This is a genomic window from Salinivibrio proteolyticus (genome assembly GCF_027286365.1).
GTDB classification, from domain to species: Bacteria; Pseudomonadota; Gammaproteobacteria; order Enterobacterales; family Vibrionaceae; genus Salinivibrio; species Salinivibrio proteolyticus.
In genome coordinates, this window is record NZ_CP114584.1 from 2,041,254 (window position 1) to 2,066,699 (window position 25,446).

The window sequence follows — 25,446 nt, forward strand, 5'->3', positions numbered from 1 at the left end:
CCTAGGGCCTAGGCACTACTTCCTGCTCTTCCCGTATTCTGTAAGCGAAGCGCTCTGTATTCGAAATCCCTAGGCGCTTTTACCGATACCGCCCGCGACGCGCAGAGCTGGCTTTGCCTGCCATCGCTATCATGGTGTGATAGGTATGCGCATGACAAATCGCCACGGCAAGCGCATCGGCAGCATCGGCTTGTGGAGTAGCATTGAGTTTCAACATATGGGTGACCATATGCTGCACCTGCTTTTTATCCGCACTGCCTTTCCCCACGACGGCTTGTTTGATCAAACGGGCCGCATATTCTGACACCGGTAAGTTTGCATTCACGGCAGCGACAATGGCACTGCCACGAGCTTGACCCAGCTTCAGCGCGGAGTCGGCGTTACGCGCCATAAACACTTGTTCAATTGCAAAGTTATCCGGCTGAAATTGGGTGATCACTTCACTCACCCCCGCATAAATTTGCTTGAGCCGGCCGGGTAAATCCTCACTGTCGGTACGAATACAGCCGCTGCCAAGGTACTCCAAATGCCGGCCTTGTTGGCGGATCACGCCGTAGCCGGTGATCCGCGAACCTGGGTCAATGCCCAGTATGATTGCCATTTAACTTAAGCTCGCTGCCACTTCGTCGGAGATATCACCGTTATGGTAGACTTCTTGCACATCGTCAAGGTCTTCTAGCATATCGATAAGACGCAGTAGCTTAGGGGCGGTGTCCGCATCCAGCTCCGCTTTGGTCGACGGCACTTGTGTGACTTCAGCACGCTCAGCCTCGAACCCCGCTTTGTCCAAGGCATCTTTTACATTGCCGAAATCATTTGGCGTGGTGTAGACATCCATCGAGCCATCGTCGTAAGTCACCACATCATCGGCTCCCCCTTCCAATGCAGCTTCCATCACCGCATCTTCGTCAAGCCCTGAAGCGTAGGTGATCACGCCTTTTTTCTCGAATAAGAAGCTCACCGAACCATCTGTACCCAGATTACCACCTGATTTTGAGAATGCGTGACGCACACCAGACACGGTACGGTTACGGTTGTCAGTCATGCACTCTACCATCACCGCCGTCCCTGCCGGACCGTAGCCTTCGTAGATCACCGTTTCCATGTTGTCGTCGCCATCACCGCCCGCACCGCGCGAAATCGCACGATTGATGGTGTCACGGGTCATATTGTTAGACAACGCTTTATCCACCGCGGCACGCAGGCGGGGATTGGTTTCTGCTTCGGGGCCACCTTCTTTGGTTGCCACCACAATTTCTCGGATTAGTTTGGTGAAAATCTTACCGCGCTTCGCGTCTTGAGCGGCTTTACGGTGTTTAATGTTCGACCACTTACTGTGACCTGCCATATCGACTCTCCGTTTTTTGCGCTCCCCTCACGTGAAAGGAGTAATAAGAAAAAACGCGCCTTGGCTTTGCAGTCGGAGGCGCGTTGATGAAAATTCCCGCATGCTAAGGCCATACCGCGAGATAGGCATCGCTCTTAATCATGGGGTCAACGGGCAAACGCTGTTGCCCGTGATCGGACTTATCGTCTCTGGATGACGTTACTCGCTTTGTTCCGCCGCCGCAGTAATGCTAAGCGCCAGTTCTTCAAGCGCTGCTTCGTTAGCAATGCTAGGCGCATCTGTCATCAAACAAGCCGCTGCCGTGGTTTTCGGGAAAGCAATCACGTCACGAATGTTTTCAGTACCCGACAGCAGCATCACCAAACGGTCCATACCAAACGCCAAACCTGCGTGTGGTGGAGTACCAAATTTCAGTGCATCCAGCAAGAAGCCAAACTTCTCGCGCTGCTCTTGTTCTCCAATACCAAGGGTTTCGAATACTGCCGCTTGCATCTCTGGGTTGTGGATACGCACCGAGCCGCCACCCACTTCATAGCCATTGATCACCATGTCGTAAGCATTCGAGTTCGCCGCTGCCGGATTCGCTTTCAGCGCTTCTGGGGTCACGTCAGTTGGCGCGGTGAATGGGTGGTGCATTGCATGAAGGTTCCCTTCGTCGTCTTCCTCAAACATTGGGAAGTCAACCACCCACAGCGGTGCCCATGCTTGGGTGTCTGTCACTTCGAGATCCAGACCAAGCTTCACGCGCAATGCGCCCAACGCTTCGGTGACTACCGACTTTTTATCTGAGCCAAACAGGATGATATCACCGGTTTGTGCTTCAGTACGTGAAAGGATCCCTTCAACCACGTCCGCATTAAGGAATTTCGCTACCGGTGACTGAACACCCTCCAAGCCCGCGTCACGGTCATTGACTTTCAGCCATGCAAGTCCTTTGGCGCCATAGATACCCACAAACTTGGTGTATTCGTCAATTTGCTTGCGAGACAGGCTGGCACCGCCCGGTACACGAATGACGGCAACGCGGCCTTTTTCATCGTTTGCCGGGCCTGAGAAGACTTTAAATTCAACGTCTTTGACCAGATCCGCCACATCGACGATTTCAAGCGGGTTACGCAGATCCGGTTTGTCAGAGCCAAAGCGACGCATCGCTTCTTCATATTTCATGATTGGGAAGGCACCCAAGTCGACGTCAAGCAGCGACTGCCACATTTCGCGGATCATGTTCTCGGTCACTTCGCGCACTTGCTCGGCGCTCATGAACGAGGTTTCGATATCGATCTGGGTAAATTCTGGCTGACGGTCAGCGCGCAAGTCTTCATCACGGAAGCACTTCACGATTTGGTAGTAACGGTCAAAGCCAGACATCATCAACAACTGCTTAAACAGCTGAGGCGATTGTGGCAAGGCATAGAAGCTGCCTTTGTGCACACGGCTAGGAACCAAGTAATCACGCGCGCCTTCTGGCGTTGCTTTGGTCAATACCGGCGTTTCGATATCCAAAAAGTCATTGCTGTCCAAGAAACGACGGACAAAGCTGGTCGCTTTCGCACGCAATTTTATGCGGTCACTCATTTCTGGACGACGCAGGTCAAGATAGCGGTACTTCAAACGCTGTTCTTCAGAGATGAATTGGTTGAAATCGATCGGTAGCGGGGCACTGCGGTTAATGATGTCTAACCCAGTTGCCACTACTTCAACTTCACCGGTCGCCATATCACGGTTGATTTGGCTGTCTGGACGCGCACGCACTTCACCGCGAATTTGAATACAGAATTCGTTACGTAGCTTGTTCGCTTGCTCGTAAACGTCACCCATATCAGGATCGATCACGACCTGTACGAGCCCTTCACGGTCTCGCATATCGATAAAAATCAATCCGCCCAAATCACGACGACGGTTAACCCAACCACAAAGACTTACTTCTTGCCCGACATGGGCTTTATTCAGGTGACCACAATATTGGGTGCGCATAGAGTATTCCTGATCTGATTCTGATTATTCCGCTTGCCCCCTTGGGCACAAGCCTGCCAAATACTGAGGGGAATTCGGGTAACAGCGTCTGTCGTACCTGACGGTACGCCCCCATTGGTGCCGTTACTGTCAAAGACCTGCCATTATAAAGGAAAAGCCCCTCCCTTGGTAAAGCGATCGCGCTTTTTTATTCTGTTTGGCCGATGAATGGTTTTTTGGCGCACTTCCGATTAGGCTATCACCATCTCGATTGACCGATAAAAGCCAAGCCATGTCCCTGACGTTAAATCACGTTTCCGTGCCGCCCCTACGCCTTGGGCTGACACAATGGTCCCACCCCAGCTGGCAACATCACTTTTATCCTCCGGGCACCAAAACGGCCGATCGTTTAGCGCGCTATGCGGAGGTGTTTAATACGGTTGAAGGCAATACGACCTTTTATGCCTCACCCTCAAGCTCATCAGTTGCCAATTGGGCCGCGGCCACGCCGGATGCGTTTCGGTTTACCTTTAAATTTCCGCAAACCATTACCCATCAGTGCCAGTTGCGCCATGCGCAGACATTGACGCAAGATTTCATCACCCTGATGGCGCCGCTCCATGAAAAGGTGGGGCAATGGACCATCCAACTCCCTGCCCGTTTTGGTCCCGAAGGCTTGCCGGCATTGGCTACTTTCTTACAGCAACTACCCGCGGATTTTTCGGTTGGCGTGGAAGTCCGTCACCCAGCATTTTTTGCCAAAGGCGACGCCGAGCGTCAATTGAATCGCCTGCTACTCGAACAGAAAGCGAATCGGGTGATCATGGACAGCCGCCCCGTGTTCGCCGCCAAACCGGACTCGCCGGCGATTATTGACGCCCAACAGAAAAAGCCACGCGTACCGGTTCATGCTATCGCCACCCATGAAGCGCCCATGGTGCGCTTTATTGGTCACCCCACGCTCGATGAAAATGCCGCTTTCTTTACGCCGTGGATCGCCAAATTGCAGCACTGGATGAATGAAGGGAAAACACCTTATTTAATGATCCATACTTCAGATAATGATCAGGCTCCTGCGCTTGCCGCAGCGCTCTACCAACGCCTTGAATTATCAACCCCTCTCGCCAGTGTGCAACGCGCGGCACAGTCACAGCAGTTCTCGCTGCTGTAATCACCTAGGGACAATGGCAAGGCAGAATAAAGACAGACGGGGAAAAATTCACTACAATACGCCGCTTTTACTGCTGGGCATTGGCTGATTTGTAGGGGCTCTCATGGCTAATCAGGATAAAATTTTCGCGGCGCCCATTGAAAAACTGGGTGATTTTACCTTCGACGCGAACGTCGCCGAAGTCTTTCCGGACATGATTCAACGATCCGTACCGGGTTATAGCAATATCATTTCGGCGATTGGGATGTTGGCGCAGCGTTTTGCCAAGCCAAATACCAATATCTACGATTTGGGCTGTTCATTGGGCGCGGCCACCTTATCGATGCGTCGCCATATCGAACACGCAAGCTGCCAGATTATCGCGGTAGATAACTCGTCGGCGATGGTCGAACGCTGTCGTCTCCATGTGAACGCATACCGTGGTGCTGCTGACGTAGAGGTCAAAGAAGCGGATATTCGAGATATCGAGATCCAAAATGCGTCTATGGTTGTACTTAACTTTACCCTGCAATTTTTAAGTCCTGACGACCGCCAAGCCTTATTAAGCAAAATTTACCAAGGGCTTAATCCCGGTGGCATCCTGATTTTATCGGAAAAGTACTGCTTTGATGATGACACCGCCAACGAGCTTTTGATTGACCTACACCATGACTTTAAACGTGCCAATGGATACAGCGAGCTGGAAATTAGCCAAAAGCGTAGCGCCCTTGAAAACGTCATGCGTCCAGACAGTATTGGCACCCACAAAGCCCGATTGAGTGATATCGGTTTTAGTAGTGTTGCCATGTGGTTCCAGTGTTTTAACTTCGGCTCTATGCTAGCCATCAAGTAAGCCAACCGGTACGAGTAGTTTCATGTTTGATTTTTCTGACTTCTATCAGCTTATTGCCAAAAACCGTCTAAGCCACTGGTTGGAGGTTCTCCCGGCCCAATTAGCGGACTGGCAAACCCAGCCGCATGGCGATATGCCGAAGTGGATTAAGGTGCTTAATAAGATCCCAACTACCGCGCCCGAGACGGTTGAGCTGAAAGACGCGGTGCGTATTGGCGATGACCAAAGCCTGCCATCTGGTGAACGCAAAAAGCTCGAAAACTTATTACGTAGCTTCCATCCGTGGCGCAAAGGCCCGTATCAGGTGCATGGCATTGATATTGATACCGAATGGCGCTCCGACTGGAAATGGGATCGTGTGCTTCCTCATATTTCGCCACTCAAAGGCCGTTACATCTTGGATGTTGGCTGTGGTAATGGCTATCACATGTGGCGTATGTTGGGAGAAGGCGCTGCGCTGACCGTCGGTATTGACCCATCAGAGCTTTTCTTGATGCAGTTCGATGCCATCCGCCGCTTGATGGGCAACGACCAACGCGCCCACCTTCTGCCTTTGGGAATCGAAAAGCTACCAGCCCTGCGTGCATTCGACACCGTGTTTAGTATGGGTGTGTTATATCACCGCCGCTCCCCGCTCGATCATCTGATGCAACTTAAAGATCAATTGCGTAAAGATGGCGAGCTGGTGTTGGAAACCTTAGTGATCGACGGCGATGAAAACGCGGTGTTGGTTCCAACTGACCGCTATGCGCAAATGCGTAATGTGTATTTCTTCCCCTCAGCTCGTGCACTGAAAGTCTGGTTAGAAAAGGTCGGTTTCGTAGACGTTCGGATTGTCGATGAGTGCGTCACTACCACTGACGAGCAACGCAGCACCGAGTGGATGACCCATAATTCGCTGCCCGATTACCTTGACCCTGCCAATCCGCATCTTACGGTAGAAGGCTATCCCGCCCCTAAACGTGCCATTTTGGTCGCACGTAACCCTGATTAATGATTGCGCGCCTCTTGCTTTGACTAGGGGCGCACCTTTGCTTGACGTTCAGCAAGCAGAACATTATTTAACCGCCTCGACTTTCTTTCACATTCACGCCATATTTTCTATCCAGATCAAAAAGATAACGGGCAAAAAGTGACAGAAAACGTCGATAAAACCATCACTCAGTCAATCCTGACTAACTTTTGACAGAATCCCTCTACCCATCTTCGCCGCATCGATTAGAATTTGCGCTCACCGTTCGGCGCCTTGACTGAGACGTGACTGAACCATTTTTGCACCGGTTGGAGATTATGATGTTATTTCGCTGCTCACTGATTAGTGCGCTCTTGTTAACGATGTCAGGTTGTACCCTCACCTCACAGCACCAACACCAAGAAACATTGGACAAAATCGACCATGTTGCCGCACAAACCAATCAGCAACAGCAAAATCTATCCGCGTCATTATCCAATCATGATGAGGCACTTTCTCGCCTATCTGACAAAATCAGTGCGATCGAAAGCCAACTGAAAGTGATGCAGCGCACCCAAGCGAAAGTGTACGCCAACATGGCGGAGGCCAAACCGGAAGTGAAGGTGAAAGAGAAAGTGGTTCGTGTCCCGGTCAACGACGATAAAGTCTTGTTGGGTGCCCGTGAATGGGTATGGTTTGACGCGGTAGAAAGCACTTTCCAAGCTCGCGTTGACACCGGCGCGGAAACATCTTCATTGAATGCTGTGGAGATTCAAGAATTTGAGCGCGATGGTGATACTTGGGTGAAGTTTAACGTTAACCATAGCGAAAATAATGACGAGCCCGTGTTTATGGAAATGCCGGTGAAGCGCTGGGTGCGTATTCGCCAATCTTCCACCGATAAAACCGATCGCCGTCCAGTTGTGGAAGCTTGGGTCCGTGTCGGCAGTATCCACGAAAAAACCCAATTTACGCTCGCTGATCGCACCAACATGGAATATCCCGTCCTACTGGGCCGAGAGTTCTTCAAAGATCTCGCAGTGGTCGATGTCAGCCAAGAACATATTCACCCCAAGTACGAGCCTGAAACGCAACCGGACGCTAGCAGTAACGACGCTAACCAAAAATAGGTCACCTTATGGTTTCACGTGTTCCATTTTACTTTTTAATCGGTTTTCTGATCTTGGCGGGTATCGCGTTAAGCGCATACCGTCATATGGTTTACGGCGTGCCATGGCTCGCTGATGAAACTCGCCAAGTGTGGCAGATTGAAGCGCGCATCAATTTTGATGCCACCGGTGGGCCGGTGAAGGTGAATCTTGCCGCGCCCGATAGCCAACCCGGCCTGACTCTGATTGACGAAAGCACCTCGTCATCTGGCTATGGATTTTCTTTGCTTGATACCGACTACGGCCGTCAAGCGCAATGGTCAACACGCACCGCCACCGGCGAACAAACCCTTTATTTCAAAAACCAAATGCTGGTGGATGACAGTGCTCGCTATACCATGACGCCGCCGGAGCACGACACTGTTGCAGCCCCAGTAATGGACAGTGCGGCTAAAAACGCTGCGCTCGCCTTACTCGACCGTGCTCGCGCCCGCTCGGCGGATAACATCACCCTGACCCGTGAACTGATCAAACAATTTAACAGCACCGACAGCCAAAACGCGGCATTGTTGCTTAACGCCTTTGATAAGCCAGATGCGGTTCAAAAGACATTGGCGCTAGAAGGGATCCATGCCCGCATTGTGGGTGGTTTGAAGTTAGAAGACGGTCGCCGTCGCCAAAGCATCTCACCAATGATCCAAGTGTGGCAAGACACACAGTGGCATTTATTCGATCTCACTACCGGACAAAATGGCCATCGCGACGACGTTCTCCTATGGAACCAACGAGGCGGCCCTTTGCTGGAAGTGACAGGCGGTGAGCACAGTCATGTCAACTTCTCAATCATTTCTCAGGATATCAGCCCACAGCAGGCGACCACCGCCAAAGTGAACGCCGACGATCTGCTCAACTTTTCGATTCATAGCTTGCCGATTGAAGAGCAAGCGATGTTCAAAACCATCATGCTGATCCCAATTGGCGCGCTGATTGTGGTGTTCTTGCGGGTCATTGTTGGCTTAAAAACGTCTGGCACCTTTATGCCTGTACTAATTGCGGTCGCGTTTGTACAAACCCAATTAATCACCGGCATTGTTGGCTTTGTACTGATTGTCGGTACGGGCTTGGTGATCCGAAGTTATCTCTCCCGGCTCAACTTATTGCTGGTGGCGCGGATCTCCGCGGTGATTATTACCGTGATTTTGATTATCGCCGTGTTCAGTGTGATTGCGTTCCACATCGGCCTAATCGAAGGACTAACCATTACCTTCTTCCCGATGATCATCTTGTCATGGACGATTGAACGGATGTCGATTCTATGGGAAGAAGAAGGCGCTAAAGAAGTGGTTATTCAAGGCGGCGGCTCGCTTCTCACCGCCGTACTGGTCTATCTCGCGATGACCAATGAGTTAGTTCGCCATCTGACCTTTAATTTCATTGGTGTGCAGTTAGTGATTCTGGCCCTGATCTTAATGCTGGGTAACTACACGGGCTATCGCCTCTCTGAGCTGAAGCGCTTCCGCCCACTTGCAGCTAATGAAAAAAGTCTCGGCCTTGCGCCCACCTCGGGAGGTGATGATGCGAACACTCCTCGCTAAACTGGCGTCGCCCTTCCGTCTCAATGAAGCGGGCGTGATGGGCATGAACCAACGTAATATTCGTTATATTGGTCGCTACAACGATAGACGCTTGTATCCACTGGTGGATGATAAGCTCAAAACCAAACTGATTGCACAACAAGCCGGCGCGACGGTGCCGGACTTGATTGGTGTGATTGATAGCCAAGCGGATGTTAAACGCATTCACGCCATGGTCGCAAACTGGCCGGGCTTTGTGATTAAACCGGCCCAAGGCTCTGGCGGTAAAGGGATCATGGTGATCACGCAAAATCACCAAGGGCGCTATTTTAAAGCCTCCGGCAAAGAAGTCAGTCATGATGATGTTGAGCGCCATATTACCAACACCTTGGCGGGCTTGTTTTCCCTCGGCGGTAAAGCCGATGTGGCGGTGGTCGAGAACTTAATCGCGTTCGATGACAGCTTTAGCGGCTTTAGTTATGAAGGTGTGCCTGATATTCGTGTGATTGTGTTTCAAGGCTATCCTGTGATGGCGATGATGCGTCTCTCAACCTCGGCGTCAGACGGTAAGGCTAACCTGCACCAAGGCGCGGTTGGGGTTGGGCTGGATCTTGCGACCGGTCATGCATTAAAAGCGGTTCAATTTAACAGCCCCATCACTCACCACCCTGATACGCACCAAGACTTGTATACGCTTAGGGTCCCACATTGGCAGCAATTGCTCACCCTTGCCGCCAGTGCGTGGGAGATGACTGGGCTAGGTTACATGGGCACCGATATGGTGCTTGATAAAGACAAAGGCCCAATGGTGTTAGAGTTAAATGCCCGCCCCGGGCTTGCGATTCAAATCGCCAACGGCTGTGGCTTGTTACCCCGACTAAGGTTGATCGAGTCTTTACCGCCATGTCGCTATCCACCGTTACCCGAAGCGCGCGTTGCGTTTTCCATGCGTCACTTTGCCGGCCAACAAACTCAGCCCCTGAAGCCGCGGTTAGCGAAAGTCAGCTAAAAGGTTAAATCGCCCTAAAACGCTCAATCGGCGAAAAAAAGCTAAAGTTCTCTGCGCCTTGCCGATAACCAAAGTAACCGGCTCATTGGTTTGATACTTAAGGTAAGGCGCCCACAGTGACAGTGCACACCATCGACAAAGCACGCATCATCAGTGATGTGCAGTTTGGAGACAATCTGAATCATGCAGTGACGCAAGGACGTCGCTCTGATTTTGCGTTGATGCTCGCCCTGATGTCCGGTGATGCCAATGAGTCAACGCCACTCACACCGCTTGACGAAAAGACCATTAATGACGAGGTTTTACGTCGTCAATTTCAGCTTGCCCCACCTCAGCCGTTGTCTGCCAGTAATGAAGAGGATTACGTTCGTGCTGGTGCGCAAGCCGATGCCTTTCACCGTGGCGGGATTGCCAGTGCACATCTGCGCTTTCAGCTCGCACCTGCTGCCATGCACTACCCGCCCCAAGGCACTCACGGATTTGATGAGGCGGTCTATCACAATTTATCTGGCCACCAGCGTCGTAAATTGGCAGATAGCGAGTCAGCACGACTCTCACTCAACCCGACGACCTTGTATGAAAATCTCACCACCGCACACTGCCAAGACAAAATGCGTGTGAGCGCATAACCACCAAGATCGCAAGTCGATCCCGACGATAAATAGCGATCCTTTTCCAAAATGTGATCCTCTATATATTCCGAGCAATCGATCCCCAATTTACCCACTTGTTTTGAACATTTTTTGCGCACCCCGCGTATTTCTGTACCAGTATTAACTTCCCACGCTTGAACAAGCTGGGGGTAAGTTGTCACTTTCTCGTGAATGAAATTCGTAACATATTGTAGAGACAGTGATTTTTCGTAAAGGATTGATGTGATTGAGGAAATGACCATGAAGATAGATAACGCGGTGGTCGTCATCACAGCAGGCGGCTCGCCATCCGGGCGTGCCATGGCTGAACATTTTTGCTCATTAGGCGCCGATGTCGTACTGCTTGATACCGAGTGGCCGACGCTACGCCTAAGCGCCGATCAGTGCCGAGATTATCCCGGCCGGATCCAGCCGATCTGTTTAGCCGATTATCAGCCTCAATCCATCAATGATGCCTTTGCTCAAATCGTCACACTGTTTGGTGGTATTGATGTGCTCATCAATCATTGGCAAGGGGATGTTCTGCCTAGTCTTTTAGACAATGGAAACTTGGGTGATATGCCACAAACGGTCGCCGATTCTACTTCGCATTATTATGTCGTCGTGCAACGCGCCGCCGTTTGCATGCAACAGCGTGGACGCCCCGGTGTGATTATTAATGTTGCCGGCCATCATTTAACCCCAGATACCGTCGCTAATGCCATGATTGGAGGGCTCACTCAGCGGTGGGCTAAAGAATTATCTGGGCTCAAAATTCGCGTTGGCGGTATTGTTCCTCGCGGACGCACGATGAATCGCGCAAGCGGAGGAATGGATGATGAGCTGATTCGTAATGCGGAATATATCGTCTCCAACGATTCTTTCAACGGCCGATTATTAGAGGCAAGTGGGTAGAGGGATCGAGGACCTAGGCCCTAGGGCCTAGAAACGGCTTTATGCTTTTCCCGTACTTCGTAAGCGAAGCATCTCGTCTCTTTCCGTATTCCGTAACCAAAGGGCTCTGTATTCAAGATCCCGATTCAGGCCTGATGCTGAGACGTATGTTCACCCCGCCAAGTTAAGCCATTAAACGCACAAAAAAGACCCGCCGAGGCGGGTCTTGATTTTTATTCGGTGAAAGCGTCGCGATTAGGCTTTTGCTTTCGCACCTTTTTTGTCTGCACCCGCTTTAGTTGGCGCGGCCGCTGGTTGGTCATCTTTTTTCTTGATAACCGTGGTGCCTTCGAAGGTTTCACCTTCAACATATGGCTTACCGTAGTAAGAGGCCAACAGCACTTCTTTTAGCTCTTTGATCAGTGGGTAGCGTGGGTTCGCACCAGTACATTGGTCATCGAACGCTTCTTCCGCAAGCTCATCAAGTTTGGCAATAAAGTCAGCTTCTGGGACACCGGCTGCTTGGATAGACGCAGGGATATCCAGTTTTAGCTTCATTTCTTCCAACCAAGCGAGGAGACGCTCAATCTTCTGCGCTGTGCGGTCACCGTCTTGAGACAGACCTAAGTGATCCGCAACTTCTGCATAACGACGACGTGCTTGTGGGCGGTCGTACTGTGAGAACGCAGTTTGTTTGGTTGGGTTGTCGTTGGCGTTGAAACGAACCACGTTTGAAATCAGCAGTGCGTTAGCAAGGCCATGTGGTAAGTGGAACTCAGCACCGATTTTGTGCGCCATTGAGTGACACACACCCAAGAAGGCGTTAGCAAACGCGATACCGGCAATGGTCGCACCATTGTGCACTTTTTCACGTGCAATTGGGTCATTCGCACCGAGTGCATAGCTCGCTGGTAGATACTCGTTCAGCAGTTTCAGTGCTTGTAGCGCTTGACCGTCAGAGTATTCGCTTGCCAATACTGACACATAAGCTTCCAAAGCGTGCGTAATCGCATCATAACCACCAAAGGCAGTCAGAGACTTCGGCATGTTCATTACCAAGTTGGCATCAACAATCGCCATCTGTGGTGTCAGCTCGTAATCAGCCAGTGGGTATTTGGCACCGGTTTCGTCGTCGGTAACAACTGCAAACGGCGTTACTTCTGAGCCTGTACCTGATGTGGTCGTTACACAAACCAGCTCTGCTTTTTTACCCATTTTCGGGAACTTGTAGATACGTTTACGGATATCCATAAAGCGCATTGCGAGCTCTTCGAACGCAGTTTCAGGGTGCTCGTACATAACCCACATGATTTTCGCTGCATCCATTGGTGAACCACCACCTAGGGCAATAATCACGTCTGGCTGGAAGCTCTTCATCGCGTCGGCACCTTTGCGTACCACGCTCAAGGTAGGATCGGCTTCCACTTCAAAGAAGGTGGTCACATCCATGCCCTGCGCTTTGAGCATTTTTTCGATATCGTCAGAGTAACCATTGTTGAACAAGAAGCGGTCAGTCACGATCATCGCACGTTTCTTGTCTTCCAAATCACTCAGCGCGATTGGCAGGCTGCCGCGACGGAAGTAGATAGATTTTGGTAGTTTGTGCCACAGCATATTCTCAGCTCGCTTCGCAACAGTTTTCTTGTTCATCAGGTGTTTAGGCCCAACGTTTTCAGAAATCGAGTTACCGCCCCAAGAGCCACAACCCAGTGTGAGTGATGGTGCAACGTTGAAGTTGTACAGGTCACCGATGCCACCGTGGGTGGTTGGGATGTTCACCAGAATACGCGCTGTTTTCAGGCGGTCGCCGAAGTACTTGATGCGATCTTGGTTAACGTCTTGGTTGGTGTATAGGCCAGAGGTATGACCGATACCGCCCATTTCTACCATTTTGCATGCCATATCCACGGCGTGCTCGAAGCTTTTCGCACGGAACATACCCAAGGTTGGCGAGAGTTTCTCGTGGGCGAATTCTTCTTCGATGCTGATTTCAAGGCCTTCGCCGATCAGTACCTTGGTGTCAGACGGCACGCTCACACCTGCCATATCGGCAATCTTAGTGGCGGGCTGGCCAACGATGTCTGCGTTCAGGTTACCGTTAATCAGGATAACTTTACGCACTTTGTCTGCTTCGGCTTTGCTCAGGACATAAGCTTTGTGAGAAGCAAAACGCTCTTTCACTTCGTCGTAGACTTCGTCCATCACGATAACCGCTTGCTCTGACGCACAGACCACACCGTTATCGAAGGTTTTTGACATCAATACAGATGCAACCGCACGTTTGATATCCGCTGTTTCGTCAATCACGACCGGCACGTTACCCGCACCTACACCAATCGCAGGTTTACCTGATGAGTAAGCCGCTTTAACCATGCCTGGACCACCGGTCGCAAGGATCAGGTTGATGTCATCATGCTTCATCAATGCGTTAGAAAGCTCAACTGAAGGTTGGTCAATCCAGCCGATGATGTCTTTCGGTGCACCTGCTGCAACCGCTGCTTCCAGCACAAGTTTAGCCGCATCATTGGTTGAGTTTTTCGCACGTGGGTGTGGCGAGAAGATAATACCGTTACGGGTTTTCAAAGAAATCAGTGATTTGAAAATCGCGGTAGAAGTCGGGTTGGTGGTTGGAACGATACCACAGATAAGGCCTACAGGCTCAGCGATAGTGATGGTGCCGAACTCGTCATTCTCTTCTAGAATGCCGCAGGTTTTCTCATCTTTGTATTTGTTATAGATAAACTCAGACGCGAAGTGGTTTTTGATTACCTTGTCTTCCAAGATACCCATGCCTGACTCTTCAACAGCTTGTTTGGCCAGAGGGATACGCGCATTGTTCGCGGCAAGCGAGGCTGCACGGAAGATTTTGTCAACTTGCTCCTGTGAGTAGGTGGCAAATTCTTTTTGTGCCTTTTTGACACGCTCAACCATGGCGTTGAGTTCAGCAATATTAGTGACAGGCATAGTCATCTCCTGGTTCATATTTGAAAATCATTTAGTAATTGCTTGCCGCAGCATTGTTGCGGGCTAACCGATGTTTCTGACAGTTAGCGACGCGGTTTGGTGCGTGGCATTTAGTAAATAACTTTCAAAACTGAGTATAAATTTTCACAGCATCAACAACTTGATCTCGATCATTTGTTATCAAATCAATATCAATAATCTCTGCGTTTAATCCCCATTGTTACTGGGTTTATTATTTTTGTAGCACACTGCGTATGTGTCTAAATTTTTCACCAATGCAACATATAATTTACATTACATCTCAGTACCAAAGGCGGGTATTGTATGAAATTTTCAACAAATAGCCGCTGAAGTTGTTATTTATGTCCACGTCACTCGACCCTCAGTATAGTTTGCTGAGAGAAAGTTGCGTGACAGTGATCGGCCACCTGTAGCACATCAAAAAATCCGTTTAAAGAAACGCAATCAGTAAATGCATAAAATGCAAGCTCAAGCGGTTGGTTTTTGGGCTGAGCTCGCTATACTGACGCAACCATTAACCCGAGAGAAACTGGACTTCCTCACCGCATTACGAGAGTCGCCATGGCAGCCTTCGACCCCATGATCTTCGTACAGTTTTTTGTCGGGCTTTTTGCCGCTGTTAACCCCATTGGTATCATGCCCGTTTTTGTCACCTTGACCGCCCATCTCGATGAACAAGAACGCAATCGCACGGCATATACTGCCGCGATCGCCGTCGCTGTCATCTTGATTGTTTCCTTGCTGGCCGGACAAATGTTGTTGGATTTGTTCAGTATTTCGCTGGACTCGTTCCGCGTGGCGGGAGGCATGCTATTGCTGAGTATTGCTTTTACCATGATGAACGGGAAGCTCGGCGAAGGTAAGCAAAACAAGCAAGAGCAGTCTGAGTCGATCAGTCGGGAACAAGTCGGTGTAGTGCCGCTGGCGATGCCTTTGCTAGCTGGCCCGGGCGCGATCAGCTCCACCATTGTTTACGGCTCTCAATACCCAGATACGTGGAGCACGCTGACACTGATTGCCACCTTAGTGATCTTTGCCGCCGGTATTTGGGGACTGTTCCGGGTCGGCCCTGCGGTAGTGCGCTTTCTCGGCCAAACGGGTATCAACGTCATTACTCGGATCATGGGCCTTATTCTAGGCTCGTTAGGCATTGAGTTTATTGCCTCAGGAATGCGCGCCTTGTTCCCCGGCCTTAGCTGATCGCCTCCCAAGCGACGTCTGTATGGCGGCATTGAACACGCGATAAAAAACGGAGCCTTGTTGGGCTCCGCTCTTATTAAATAGCTATCATCCTCAAACGGATGGCGCTTTACCTGCTTATTTACGGCGCCAGGTGGTGCCTTGCGGGCCGTCTTCTAGCACAATGCCCATCGCGGTGAGCGCATCGCGCGCCGCATCGGCAGCCGCAAAGTCTTTGGCTTTACGGGCGTCATTACGTGTTTGAATGAGGGCTTCAATCTTTGCCACTTCATCGTCCGCGCCTGCATCGCCTTGCAAGAAGCTATCGGCATTTTGCTCAAGCAAACCAAGAACCGACGCCAATTTACGCATTTGCGCACCCAGTGCGGATGCCGCTGCCATATCATCGCCGCGTAAGCGGTTAACCTCACGCGCCATATCAAAGAGCACGGAGTAGGCTTCTGGCGTGTTGAAATCATCGTCCATCGCCGCTTCAAAGCGTGCCACGTATTCATCGCCACCGGCTGGCGTTGCCTCGTCGAGCCCTCGCAATGCAGTGTACAGACGCTCGAGCGCTGAACGGGCTTGATTGAGGTTTTCATCGCTGTAATTGAGCTGGCTGCGATAGTGACCGGACAGCAAGAAGTAGCGCACGGTTTCAGCATCGTAGTGCGCCAACACATCGCGGATAGTAAAGAAGTTCCCCAAAGATTTGGACATCTTTTCACGGTCAACCATCACCATGCCACTGTGCATCCACGTATTCACATACTGGGTGTTGTGCGCGCAGCAAGACTGTGCAATTTCATTCTCGTGGTGTGGGAACTGCAAGTCAGAGCCGCCGCCGTGAATATCAAAGTGATCACCTAAAATCGCGGAGTTCATCGCCGAACATTCGATGTGCCAGCCCGGACGACCGGCTCCCCATGGCGACTCCCAAGTTGGTTCGCCCGGCTTAGACATTTTCCATAATACAAAATCGAGAGGGCTACGCTTCGCGGCTTCCACATCCACACGGGCACCGGCCTGCAGTTGTTCAAGATCTTGCTTGGATAGCTTGCCGTAATCGTCAAATTTCGCGACTTCGAACATCACATCGCCATTGTCTGCAACGTAAGCAAAGCCTCGCTCAATCAACTTTTCGACTAGCGAGATAATTTCATCAATGTAGTCGGTGGCGCGCGGTTCGATATCGGGACGTGCCATGTTGAGCGCATCAAAGTCTTGATGCATTTCACTGATCAAACGCTCAGTCAGTGACTCACAGCTTTCGCCGTTTTCCGCCGCACGTTTGATAATTTTATCGTCGATGTCGGTAATATTGCGGACAAACGTTAAGTCATAACCACGATGGCGCAAATAACGTGAGATCATGTCAAACGCCACGAAAGTACGCCCATGACCGATATGACAAAGATCGTAAATGGTCACCCCACAGACATACATGCCGATTTTTCCCGGCGTGATGGGTTGAAAGATCTCTTTCTCTCGCGTCAATGAGTTGTATATCTTTAACGTGTTAGTTGGCGTCGACATAGTGGTTTTGGTTACTCGTTACGATAGTGACAAAATTAGAATGAATGGACTATTACACCTTTTATACCTGCTTGACGCAAGCACGACAGACACGCAACAGGCTGTCTTGCGCGAATTGTTGTCTACGATCTCACTCACATCTCGTTACTAAAAACTGTCATGAGTGGTTGAGCTCATGGATAAGATCGCTTAGCTTTTTGTAAAGAATCTTTACCGATAAATAAACCACGGTATTTTCATGACACGATCAACCAAGCAACACCAAGTCGCCACGCCATCCTCAGCCGAGTTCGGTTCGCCCGATAAAGTCGATATGATTTTGTCTCAGTGGCATCAAGAACGCCCTGATATCGACCCCTCTCCGATGGCCATTACCGGGCGGTTGGCGCGCGTGGTAGGGCATATCAATCCGCGCCTTCAGCAGGTGTTCAATCAATTCAACTTAAACCCGGGGGAGTTTGACGTCCTCGCAACGCTGCGCCGTTCAGGCAAACCGCACACGCTTACACCCAACCAGCTGCTGCAATCGCTGATGCTCACCTCAGGTGCAATGACCAATCGAATTGATCGCCTCGAGCAGAAAGGGTTGGTTGCACGCAGTCCAGATCCCAATGACCGCCGTGGTGTTTATGTTTCATTGACCGACGCTGGACTGCAATTGATTGATGATGCAGTGGTGGCGCACACCGATAACTTACACAAAATGTTGAGCCCGTTGAGTCAAGCACAACAAGACCAATTGTCCGGCCTTTTGAAGACCTTGCTGCATCATTTTGAACCAGAGAATATGGATTAATTCGGTTTGTATCACGGATCGAGCTTGATCAGAGACGTTGTTAGGCTAAAATCTTGGCTCCTTATAGCCAAGCCAATGACAGGATTACATCATGGTGACTCTTCATACCACGTTCGGTGACATCAAATTACGCATGTTTGCGGACGAAGCACCGGCTACGGTCGAGAACTTTTTACAATACTGCCGTGACGGCTTTTACAACGGAACCCTGTTCCACCGCGTGATTGACGGCTTTATGGTCCAAGGCGGTGGCATGGCCTCTGGCATGGAAGAAAAGCCAACCCGCGCACCGATTAAAAACGAAGCGGATAACGGCTTAAGCAACCGCACAGGTATGGTTGCGATGGCGCGCACTATGGAGCCGCACTCAGCAAGCTCGCAGTTTTTCATCAACGTTAATGACAACCTGTTCCTCGATCACAAAGCTAAAACGCCAGATGGCTGGGGCTACTGTGTATTCGCAGAAGTGGTTGATGGTATGGACGTCGTGAACAAGATTAAAGGCGTTGCCACCGGTAACTGGGGTTATGTCCACCAAGACGTGCCGGTTGAAGAAGTCTTGATCGATAGCGTGACTATCGAAGACTAAGCCGCACTCGTCAACAAGGGTAGCTCAGGCTACCCTTTCTTTTATTACCATCATAAAGCCAACGCATGCCACATACCCTCTTTATTGCCGACCTCCATTTAAGCCCAACGCGGCCCGATATTACCGACTGCTTTGAACGTTTTATGCAGCAGGAAGTGATACACGCCGACGCGCTCTATGTACTCGGGGACTTATTCGAAGCATGGATTGGTGATGATGATAACAGCCCGTTTCACCAACAAATTAAAGCGGCGTTTTCTGCGGTGACGGAGCGCGGCGTGCCGGTATATTTTATTCATGGCAATCGCGATTTTATGATTGGTCAACGCTTTGCTATGGAAACCGGCGTAACCCTGTTAAACGAGCTCGAGTGCATCGATTTATATGGCACCCCTACCCTGATCTTACACGGGGATACCTTGTGTTTAGAGGATATTGACTATCAAGCGTTTCGCCGCAAAGTCCACCAGCCTTGGTTGCAGCGACTCTTTTTGTGCTTGCCGCTAACATGGCGCCGTAAGATTGCGGCCAAAATGCGCGCAGGCAGTGCCAATGCCAACCAGCAAAAGTCATCCACCATCATGGATGTGACGCCACAAGAAGTGCAGCGCCAGTTGGATAAAGCGGGAGTCACTAACATGATTCACGGCCATACTCACCGCCCTCATATTCATCAGTGGCACCAACACGGCACCGCGTACCAACGGATTGTGTTAGGCGACTGGTATGATCACGGTTCTGTCTTGATGTGTAGTGCCCAAGGGTGTGACTTACAAACCCGCAACTTTATCCATCGTTAAGCCATTCAGCCTATTGTTAAGAGAAAGCTATGCAAACTGACTTGTGCCCTTGTTGCAGTCATAAAACCTATCAAGACTGTTGCGCCCCTATTCACCAAAACCCTGCCAATGCGTCTCATCCTGAGCAATTGATGCGCGCTCGTTATAGTGCACACCCCAAAGGCTTGGTGGATTTTATTGTTGCGACCTATCACAGTGAATGTGGCGCCAGCTCGTTTCGTGAAGACATTGCCACCATGACCCAACATCAGTGGCAGTCTCTCGAGGTGCTCGATAGCGAGGTGTTGCAACAAGGTGCACTTGGCTTTGTGACCTTCAAAGCTCACTTTATTGCCGACGGTGAGCCTCAGTGCCTGTTCGAGCGCTCTCGTTTTGTCAAAGAAACGATCGATGGACAGCTTCAGTGGCGATATATCGATGGTGTCTTCCCCGGTCATGTCAAAGCGGGACGTAATGACCCCTGCCCGTGTGGCAGCGGACGCAAATTTAAAAAGTGTTGTGGCTAACCCACCCTAAGCTGCTCAAAAAACAATCAAGCTTTGCGTTCTCTGGTCGATACTCTAATTAAGACGCTAGGAGGACGCACTATGAATTGGCTTGGCAACCTAAGTCCTGTGTACCGAAAGCCCTCTGCACCACCCACCAAAGTTTGGGCGATTAAGAAACAGGCTAGCATTGAAGAGCGCAAACAACGCCGCTTGGATGACCCATCGGATCATGATGCGTCACCAAAAGCTGAAAAAGAGAACGCGCCACGCAAAAAAGATGATGGCTCGCTGGATGTCTACGTATAGGCGCCACCGTTTGATTCGGCGTCACCGCTTACCGCTGTAGGCGGTGAAAAAATCTCCACATTGGGAGTTGCAATCTAAGCTCACTTTGATATTGTCAAAAAAGAGACGAGATTGACCAACGTAAATGGACATCAAAAAATGACTCCAACGCTAATGACAATGCATCACCACCATCATCCTGACTAGTCTTTCGGGAGGAATGGTTTCGACTGGAAGACGAGTAAAAAGCGCTTCCGTCGGTCATTAGCCAGCTAACAAATTCAGACCCTCGGGAGCACCGTCTTCCGAGGGTTTTTTCTTTTTTAGCTTTTCATTTTTAGACAAGGAAGCACACATGCAAACACAACGCCTACGTATCGCCATCCAAAAAAAGGGGCGCCTCGCCAAAGAATGCCAAGAGCTGCTTAAACGCTGCGGGGTAAAAATCAATTACACCGGTGAACGTTTAGTGGTCCACGCCGAAAACATGCCTCTCGATCTGCTGCTGGTCCGTGACGATGATATCCCGGGCCTTATCATGGACGGCGTGGTTGATTTAGGGGTAATTGGCGAAAACGAACTAGAGGAAGTACGCCTTGAGCGCATCAAGCTGGGCGAGCCTAGCCAATATCAACTGCTGCGCCGACTCGATTTCGGCGGCTGTCGTCTCTCCATCGCCCTCGATAAAGACCAAAGCTATAACGGCCCACAAGATCTGGCCAACCAACGCATTGCCACCACCTACCCCAACATCCTTAAAGCCTATATGGACAAACAAGGTGTGAGCTTTAGCACTTGTATGCTCAATGGCTCAGTCGAAGTCGCGCCGCGTGCAGGGCTCGCTGATGCGATTTGTGATTTGGTCTCAACGGGCGCCACCTTAGAAGCGAACGGCTTGAAAGAAGCGGAAGTCATTTTCCGCTCCAAAGCGGTATTGATCCAGCGCGAGGGCCGCTTCAGTGACGAAAAAACCGCATTGATTGAACGCTTGCTCACTCGCATGCAAGGGGTCATCCAAGCCAAAGAGTCTAAATACATCATGCTCCACGCGCCAAACGACACCCTAGAGCAAGTGGTCGAATTACTCCCCGGCGCGGAAGATCCCACCATCTTGCCGTTGGCTCACGAGAAAAACCGTGTTGCTGTGCACCTTGTGAGCACCGAGAATCTGTTCTGGGAAACGATGGAAAAATTGAAGCAGTTGGGCGCAAGCTCAATTTTGGTCCTGCCGATTGAAAAGATGATGGAGTAAGTCGCCATGCGTACAGTAGTCTGGAAATCACTCGGAGAGTCACAAAAAGAAGGCTTAATGCGCCGCCCTGCAATCACAACCGGCGCCCAAACCCAAGCGAGCGTCGCGGAGATTATCGCCGATGTCCGTGAACGGGGAGATGAAAGCTTAAAAGCATTGACCCAAAAGTTTGATGGTGTCGAACTGGATAGCATCAAACTCGACAAAGGGACCTTGGCCGAGGCTGAAGCGCGCTTGGGAGAAGATATCAAACTCGCCTTACGCCAAGCCTACGATAACATCAGCACCTTTCACCGTGCGCAAAAAGCGCAGCCGTTGAAAGTCGAAACCATGCCGGGGGTAGTGTGCGAATCCATCACTCGCCCGATTAACCGCGTCGGTCTGTATATTCCTGGCGGGAGTGCCCCCTTGCCCTCTACCGTATTGATGTTGGGCGTACCCGCACAAATTGCCGGCTGTCGTAAAGTGGTGCTGTGTACCCCACCGCCGGTGGCCGATGAAATTTTATACTGCGCCAAACTGTGCGAGATTGATGAGATTTATACCCTGGGCGGCGCACAAGCGGTGGCGGCGATGGCCTTTGGCACCCAAAGCGTGACCAAGGTGGATAAAATTTTTGGCCCGGGTAATGCCTATGTCACCGAAGCCAAACGGCAAGTGAGCCTGGCCGCCAATGGCGCAGCCATGGATATGCCTGCTGGCCCCTCGGAAGTGTTAGTGATTGCTGATGCTGGCGCAGATCCGGACTTTGTTGCCGCTGATTTACTCAGCCAAGCGGAGCACGGCCCCGACTCGCAAGTGGTGCTGGTGACCCCCGCGCCAGAAATGGCAGAGAAAGTGGCGGATGCAGTGCAGCAGCAATTAACCACGCTCAACCGCGCTGCGATTGCCAAACAAGCGCTGGGCAGCAGTGTGATTATTATTGCCGACACCCTCACTCAGTGCGTGTCGATTTCTAACCGTTATGGGCCAGAGCACTTGATTGTGCAAACTCAACAGCCAAGGGACTTATTGCCCCTATTGGATAACGCTGGCTCGATTTTCTTGGGCGCATACTCGCCCGAGTCTGTGGGCGATTACGCCTCTGGCACCAATCACGTGCTCCCCACTTATGGTTATACGCGCACCTACAGCAGCCTTGGGCTGGCCGACTTTACCAAGCGAATGACAGTGCAACAGCTTAGCGACACGGGTTTGCAAGCACTGGGCCCAACAGTGATGCGTATTGCCGAAGCAGAAGGCTTGGATGCACACCGCCAAGCGGTCGAAATTCGTCTGACTAAACTACAACAAACTCAAGCCTCAGAGGACCCGTTAGCATGAGCATCGAAAAACTCGCCCGTGAGCAAGTACAAGCGCTTACTCCCTATCAGTCAGCCCGCCGTATCGGCGGTAGCGGGGATGTTTGGCTCAATGCCAACGAGTCACCCTTTGACAATACTTACACCGTAAGTGGACAAGGGCTCAATCGCTACTCCAGCTGTCAGCCGGCATCATTGATTAATGCCTATGCCAACTATGCGGGGGTAGACACGGGCCAAGTGATTACCACTCGTGGCGCCGATGAAGGGATTGATCTGTTGCTGCGTGCCTTTTGCGAGCCAAACCAAGATAGCGTGCTAATTTGCCCGCCTACCTATGGCATGTATGCGGTCAGTGCAGAAAACCAAGGGATCGCGACCACCCAAGTGCCTCTCACCGCGGACTGGCAGCTGGACATGGCAGGAATTGATTCCGCCTTGGAGGCAGATGCCAGCATCAAGCTTATCTTCGTGTGTAGTCCCAATAATCCGACCGGCAATCTCATTAACCGCGACGACATAGAAGCGCTACTTACCCGCACTCAAGATCGCGCGATTGTGGTACTGGATGAGGCCTATATTGAATTTAGTCCAGAAGCGACCTGCGCCGACTTGCTCGCACGCTTTGATAATCTGGCCATTTTGCGCACCCTATCAAAAGCGTTCGCTCTGGCGGGACTGCGTTGCGGCTTTACCCTCGCCAGTCCCGCGATTATTAACCTGATGCTCAAGGTGATCCCGCCATATCCCGTGCCGGTCCCCGTAGCAGACATTGCTGAACAAGCGCTCTCCGAGGCCGGTTTAGCGCGGATGAAATATCAAGTTTTAGACTTAACCGCCAACCGTGCCTACCTGCAAGCCGGCCTTAGTATGCTGCCCGGCATCAAGGTACATCCAGGATTTGGTAACTACCTGCTGATAAGCCTGGACGACACCGATGCGGTGTTCGAGCACTTGGGTAATGCGGGGATTATTGTGCGCCGTACCGCAGTCGAGAACAGCTTACGCATCAGTATTGGCAACCGTGACGAATGTGAAAAAGTGTTGGCTTTTATCCGCCAGCAGCTCAGTGAATAAGGACAACCACTGTGAAAGACAAGATTTTATTTATTGACCGTGATGGCACCTTGATTGTGGAACCGCCTGAAGATTATCAAGTAGATCGTCTGGATAAATTGGCCTTTGAGCCGGACGTGATCCCCGCACTACTTAGCCTGCAAGCGGCGGGTTACACCTTGGTGATGGTGAGCAATCAAGATGGTCTGGGAACCGAGAGCTTCCCGCAAGCGGACTTTGATGCGCCACACAACATGATGATGGCGCTGTTTCGCTCGCAAGGGATCCATTTTGAAGACGTACTGATTTGCCCGCACTTTGACAGCGATGACTGTAGCTGTCGCAAACCCAAATTGGGCTTAGTAAAAGACTATTTGCAGCAAGGCCGGATTGATTTCGCCCAATCGGCTGTGATTGGCGATCGCGACACCGATATCACCTTAGCGAACAATATGGCGCTACAAGGCATCAAATATCAACGTGAGGTGATGGGCTGGCCACAGATTGTCGAGCGCCTCACCCAGCAGCCGCGACTGGCCAGCGTTACTCGCACCACCAAAGAAACCGATATTCAGGTGGATGTTAATCTAGATAAGAGTGGCGGCAGTCGCATTGAAACCGGACTGGGCTTTTTTGACCACATGTTGGATCAAATTGCCACCCACGGCGGCTTTCAGCTCAACGTACGCGTTAAAGGCGATTTGCACATCGACGACCACCACACCATTGAAGATACCGCCCTCGCGTTGGGCGACGCGCTCAAACGGGCGCTGGGAGATAAGCGCGGCATTGGCCGCTTTGGCTTTAGCCTGCCGATGGATGAGTGCTTGGCGCAATGTGCGTTGGATTTATCCGGACGCCCCTATTTGAAATTTGAGGCCAGCTTCCCGCAGCCACAAGTGGGCGATATGTCGACCGAAATGGTGGGACACTTCTTCCGCTCATTGACCGACACCTTGGCCTGTACTCTGCACCTGACGGTGTCGGGCGAAAACACCCACCACTTGGTGGAAAGCTTATTTAAAGCCTTTGGCCGCACCTTGCGTCAAGCCATCAAGGTCGAAGGCGACGCCCTGCCAAGCAGTAAAGGAGTGCTGTAATGCGCAAACAGACTGTCATTATCGATACCGGTTGCGCCAATGTGGCCTCAGTACGCTTTGCTGTTGAGCGTTTGGGGTATCAAGCCACACTAAGCCGCGATCCGGACGTGGTGCTAGGGGCAGATAAACTCTTTTTGCCCGGCGTCGGCACGGCCAGCGAAGCGATGAAAAACCTCACCGAGCGCGGCTTGGTAGATTTGGTTAAGCAAGTAGAGCAACCGCTACTGGGAATTTGTCTTGGTATGCAAATGTTGGGGATGCACTCCGATGAAGGCGATAGTCCCGTTGAGTGCCTCGGCCACATCCCCGCGCCCACCAAACTGATGGATACCGCTGGGCAGCCTCTGCCTCATATGGGTTGGAACCGAGTCGCCACCGTCAATGACCATCCCTTATTCGATGGCATTCCCGCAGGCAGCCACTTTTACTTTGTCCACAGTTACGCTATGCCGGTCGGTGATTACACCTTGGCACAATGTCATTATGGTCATGCGTTCAGTGCGGCCATCAATCGAGGCAATTACTTCGGGGTTCAGTTTCACCCTGAGCGCTCGGGCAAAGTGGGCGCGCGTTTGATTCAGAACTTTTTGGAGATGTAAGCAAGG

General features: G+C 51.1%; 23 protein-coding genes, 1 pseudogene and 1 other annotated feature. Of the genes and pseudogenes, 19 read left to right on the forward strand and 5 right to left on the reverse strand.

Annotation, left to right across the window (positions count from 1 at the left end; genetic code table 11):
* Positions 1–79 precede the first annotated feature (79 nt).
* The 3 genes from ruvC to aspS all read right to left on the reverse strand — a co-directional run bounded on the left by ruvC (position 80) and on the right by aspS (position 3,322).
* A complete protein-coding gene (ruvC, locus tag N7E60_RS09745; protein ID WP_069591060.1) occupies positions 80–601 on the reverse strand; it encodes a crossover junction endodeoxyribonuclease RuvC in 522 nt (173 codons plus the stop codon).
* Positions 602–1,348: a YebC/PmpR family DNA-binding transcriptional regulator gene (locus tag N7E60_RS09750; protein WP_069591057.1), complete on the reverse strand. Its 747-nt coding sequence runs from the start codon at positions 1,346–1,348 to the stop codon at positions 602–604.
* A 198-nt stretch (positions 1,349–1,546) separates the two neighbouring features.
* On the reverse strand, positions 1,547–3,322 hold the full coding sequence (gene aspS, locus N7E60_RS09755; protein WP_269597355.1) for an aspartate--tRNA ligase: 1,776 nt from the start codon (positions 3,320–3,322) through the stop codon (positions 1,547–1,549).
* Positions 3,323–3,593: 271 nt separating this feature from the next.
* Between aspS and N7E60_RS09760 the strand changes: the two genes are divergently transcribed.
* The 8 genes and pseudogenes from N7E60_RS09760 to N7E60_RS09795 all read left to right on the forward strand — a co-directional run bounded on the left by N7E60_RS09760 (position 3,594) and on the right by N7E60_RS09795 (position 11,495).
* Positions 3,594–4,472, forward strand: a complete 879-nt coding sequence (locus N7E60_RS09760; protein ID WP_077455470.1) for a DUF72 domain-containing protein — start codon at positions 3,594–3,596, stop codon at positions 4,470–4,472.
* Between the two features lie 103 nt (positions 4,473–4,575).
* Positions 4,576–5,304 carry a carboxy-S-adenosyl-L-methionine synthase CmoA gene (gene cmoA, locus N7E60_RS09765; RefSeq protein WP_077455422.1) on the forward strand — a complete coding sequence of 243 codons (729 nt, stop codon included), beginning with the start codon at positions 4,576–4,578 and terminating at the stop codon, positions 5,302–5,304.
* Between the two features lie 22 nt (positions 5,305–5,326).
* Positions 5,327–6,298, forward strand: a complete 972-nt coding sequence (gene cmoB, locus N7E60_RS09770) for a tRNA 5-methoxyuridine(34)/uridine 5-oxyacetic acid(34) synthase CmoB (protein ID WP_269597356.1) — start codon at positions 5,327–5,329, stop codon at positions 6,296–6,298.
* A gap of 296 nt (positions 6,299–6,594) precedes the next feature.
* The gene (locus tag N7E60_RS09775) at positions 6,595–7,386 is read left to right on the forward strand and encodes an ATP-dependent zinc protease family protein (RefSeq protein ID WP_269597357.1); all 792 of its coding nucleotides are present in this window, start codon (positions 6,595–6,597) and stop codon (positions 7,384–7,386) included.
* Between the two features lie 8 nt (positions 7,387–7,394).
* Positions 7,395–8,894: pseudogene (locus tag N7E60_RS09780) on the forward strand (inactive transglutaminase family protein); the annotation flags it as partial.
* A gap of 46 nt (positions 8,895–8,940) precedes the next feature.
* Positions 8,941–9,948 carry an alpha-L-glutamate ligase-like protein gene (locus N7E60_RS09785; RefSeq protein ID WP_069591045.1) on the forward strand — a complete coding sequence of 336 codons (1,008 nt, stop codon included), beginning with the start codon at positions 8,941–8,943 and terminating at the stop codon, positions 9,946–9,948.
* Positions 9,949–10,064: 116 nt separating this feature from the next.
* The gene (locus N7E60_RS09790; RefSeq protein WP_269597358.1) at positions 10,065–10,577 is read left to right on the forward strand and encodes a VC2046/SO_2500 family protein; all 513 of its coding nucleotides are present in this window, start codon (positions 10,065–10,067) and stop codon (positions 10,575–10,577) included.
* Positions 10,578–10,841: 264 nt separating this feature from the next.
* Positions 10,842–11,495: an SDR family NAD(P)-dependent oxidoreductase gene (locus tag N7E60_RS09795; RefSeq protein ID WP_158011250.1), complete on the forward strand. Its 654-nt coding sequence runs from the start codon at positions 10,842–10,844 to the stop codon at positions 11,493–11,495.
* A gap of 234 nt (positions 11,496–11,729) precedes the next feature.
* On the opposite strand, the gene adhE is transcribed toward N7E60_RS09795, so the two are convergent.
* On the reverse strand, positions 11,730–14,438 hold the full coding sequence (gene adhE, locus N7E60_RS09800) for a bifunctional acetaldehyde-CoA/alcohol dehydrogenase (RefSeq protein WP_269597360.1): 2,709 nt from the start codon (positions 14,436–14,438) through the stop codon (positions 11,730–11,732).
* A gap of 582 nt (positions 14,439–15,020) precedes the next feature.
* Here adhE and N7E60_RS09805 point away from each other — a divergent pair.
* The gene (locus N7E60_RS09805; RefSeq protein ID WP_077455429.1) at positions 15,021–15,659 is read left to right on the forward strand and encodes a YchE family NAAT transporter; all 639 of its coding nucleotides are present in this window, start codon (positions 15,021–15,023) and stop codon (positions 15,657–15,659) included.
* Positions 15,660–15,776: 117 nt separating this feature from the next.
* Here N7E60_RS09805 and cysS read toward each other — a convergent pair whose 3' ends face one another.
* Positions 15,777–17,174: a cysteine--tRNA ligase gene (cysS, locus tag N7E60_RS09810; protein ID WP_069587325.1), complete on the reverse strand. Its 1,398-nt coding sequence runs from the start codon at positions 17,172–17,174 to the stop codon at positions 15,777–15,779.
* Between the two features lie 238 nt (positions 17,175–17,412).
* Here cysS and N7E60_RS09815 point away from each other — a divergent pair, with 238 nt between their 5' ends.
* From N7E60_RS09815 to hisH, 10 genes are all read left to right on the forward strand, one after another.
* Positions 17,413–17,970: a MarR family winged helix-turn-helix transcriptional regulator gene (locus N7E60_RS09815; RefSeq protein WP_077455431.1), complete on the forward strand. Its 558-nt coding sequence runs from the start codon at positions 17,413–17,415 to the stop codon at positions 17,968–17,970.
* Positions 17,971–18,061: 91 nt separating this feature from the next.
* Positions 18,062–18,559 (forward strand): peptidylprolyl isomerase, encoded by a 498-nt coding sequence (locus N7E60_RS09820; RefSeq protein ID WP_069587326.1) that lies wholly within the window; start codon positions 18,062–18,064, stop codon positions 18,557–18,559.
* Between the two features lie 65 nt (positions 18,560–18,624).
* Positions 18,625–19,359, forward strand: a complete 735-nt coding sequence (gene lpxH / locus N7E60_RS09825) for a UDP-2,3-diacylglucosamine diphosphatase (RefSeq protein ID WP_269597362.1) — start codon at positions 18,625–18,627, stop codon at positions 19,357–19,359.
* Positions 19,360–19,388: 29 nt separating this feature from the next.
* Positions 19,389–19,865, forward strand: coding sequence for a YchJ family metal-binding protein (locus N7E60_RS09830; protein ID WP_096629367.1), 477 nt, complete (start codon positions 19,389–19,391; stop codon positions 19,863–19,865).
* An 81-nt stretch (positions 19,866–19,946) separates the two neighbouring features.
* Complete coding sequence (locus N7E60_RS09835) at positions 19,947–20,153, forward strand: hypothetical protein (RefSeq protein ID WP_269597363.1); 207 nt, start codon at positions 19,947–19,949, stop codon at positions 20,151–20,153.
* 161 nt (positions 20,154–20,314) lie between these two features.
* Positions 20,315–20,453 (forward strand) — a sequence feature (His leader region).
* 34 nt (positions 20,454–20,487) lie between these two features.
* On the forward strand, positions 20,488–21,384 hold the full coding sequence (hisG, locus tag N7E60_RS09840; RefSeq protein WP_077455436.1) for an ATP phosphoribosyltransferase: 897 nt from the start codon (positions 20,488–20,490) through the stop codon (positions 21,382–21,384).
* A gap of 6 nt (positions 21,385–21,390) precedes the next feature.
* A complete protein-coding gene (hisD, locus tag N7E60_RS09845) occupies positions 21,391–22,707 on the forward strand; it encodes a histidinol dehydrogenase (protein ID WP_269597364.1) in 1,317 nt (438 codons plus the stop codon).
* 2 nt (positions 22,708–22,709) lie between these two features.
* Positions 22,710–23,762, forward strand: coding sequence for a histidinol-phosphate transaminase (gene hisC / locus N7E60_RS09850; RefSeq protein WP_269598576.1), 1,053 nt, complete (start codon positions 22,710–22,712; stop codon positions 23,760–23,762).
* Between the two features lie 11 nt (positions 23,763–23,773).
* Positions 23,774–24,841, forward strand: coding sequence for a bifunctional histidinol-phosphatase/imidazoleglycerol-phosphate dehydratase HisB (hisB, locus tag N7E60_RS09855; RefSeq protein WP_408642323.1), 1,068 nt, complete (start codon positions 23,774–23,776; stop codon positions 24,839–24,841).
* Positions 24,841–25,440 carry an imidazole glycerol phosphate synthase subunit HisH gene (gene hisH, locus N7E60_RS09860; RefSeq protein ID WP_269597365.1) on the forward strand — a complete coding sequence of 200 codons (600 nt, stop codon included), beginning with the start codon at positions 24,841–24,843 and terminating at the stop codon, positions 25,438–25,440. The genes hisB and hisH overlap by 1 nt, the downstream gene beginning before the upstream one ends.
* Positions 25,441–25,446: the final 6 nt, after the last annotated feature.

Excerpts from the sequence above, each read along its gene's own strand:
- ruvC (WP_069591060.1), bottom strand. The coding sequence starts at position 601 with ATGGCAATCATACTGGGCATTGACCCAGGTTCGCGGATCACCGGCTAC.
- N7E60_RS09750 (WP_069591057.1), bottom strand. The coding sequence starts at position 1,348 with ATGGCAGGTCACAGTAAGTGGTCGAACATTAAACACCGTAAAGCCGCT.
- aspS (WP_269597355.1), bottom strand. The coding sequence starts at position 3,322 with ATGCGCACCCAATATTGTGGTCACCTGAATAAAGCCCATGTCGGGCAA.
- N7E60_RS09760 (WP_077455470.1), top strand. The coding sequence starts at position 3,594 with ATGTCCCTGACGTTAAATCACGTTTCCGTGCCGCCCCTACGCCTTGGG.
- cmoA (WP_077455422.1), top strand. The coding sequence starts at position 4,576 with ATGGCTAATCAGGATAAAATTTTCGCGGCGCCCATTGAAAAACTGGGT.
- cmoB (WP_269597356.1), top strand. The coding sequence starts at position 5,327 with ATGTTTGATTTTTCTGACTTCTATCAGCTTATTGCCAAAAACCGTCTA.
- N7E60_RS09775 (WP_269597357.1), top strand. The coding sequence starts at position 6,595 with ATGATGTTATTTCGCTGCTCACTGATTAGTGCGCTCTTGTTAACGATG.
- N7E60_RS09785 (WP_069591045.1), top strand. The coding sequence starts at position 8,941 with ATGCGAACACTCCTCGCTAAACTGGCGTCGCCCTTCCGTCTCAATGAA.
- N7E60_RS09795 (WP_158011250.1), top strand. The coding sequence starts at position 10,842 with ATGAAGATAGATAACGCGGTGGTCGTCATCACAGCAGGCGGCTCGCCA.
- adhE (WP_269597360.1), bottom strand. The coding sequence starts at position 14,438 with ATGCCTGTCACTAATATTGCTGAACTCAACGCCATGGTTGAGCGTGTC.
- N7E60_RS09805 (WP_077455429.1), top strand. The coding sequence starts at position 15,021 with ATGGCAGCCTTCGACCCCATGATCTTCGTACAGTTTTTTGTCGGGCTT.
- cysS (WP_069587325.1), bottom strand. The coding sequence starts at position 17,174 with ATGTCGACGCCAACTAACACGTTAAAGATATACAACTCATTGACGCGA.
- N7E60_RS09815 (WP_077455431.1), top strand. The coding sequence starts at position 17,413 with ATGACACGATCAACCAAGCAACACCAAGTCGCCACGCCATCCTCAGCC.
- N7E60_RS09820 (WP_069587326.1), top strand. The coding sequence starts at position 18,062 with ATGGTGACTCTTCATACCACGTTCGGTGACATCAAATTACGCATGTTT.
- lpxH (WP_269597362.1), top strand. The coding sequence starts at position 18,625 with ATGCCACATACCCTCTTTATTGCCGACCTCCATTTAAGCCCAACGCGG.
- N7E60_RS09830 (WP_096629367.1), top strand. The coding sequence starts at position 19,389 with ATGCAAACTGACTTGTGCCCTTGTTGCAGTCATAAAACCTATCAAGAC.
- N7E60_RS09835 (WP_269597363.1), top strand. The coding sequence starts at position 19,947 with ATGAATTGGCTTGGCAACCTAAGTCCTGTGTACCGAAAGCCCTCTGCA.
- hisG (WP_077455436.1), top strand. The coding sequence starts at position 20,488 with ATGCAAACACAACGCCTACGTATCGCCATCCAAAAAAAGGGGCGCCTC.
- hisD (WP_269597364.1), top strand. The coding sequence starts at position 21,391 with ATGCGTACAGTAGTCTGGAAATCACTCGGAGAGTCACAAAAAGAAGGC.
- hisH (WP_269597365.1), top strand. The coding sequence starts at position 24,841 with ATGCGCAAACAGACTGTCATTATCGATACCGGTTGCGCCAATGTGGCC.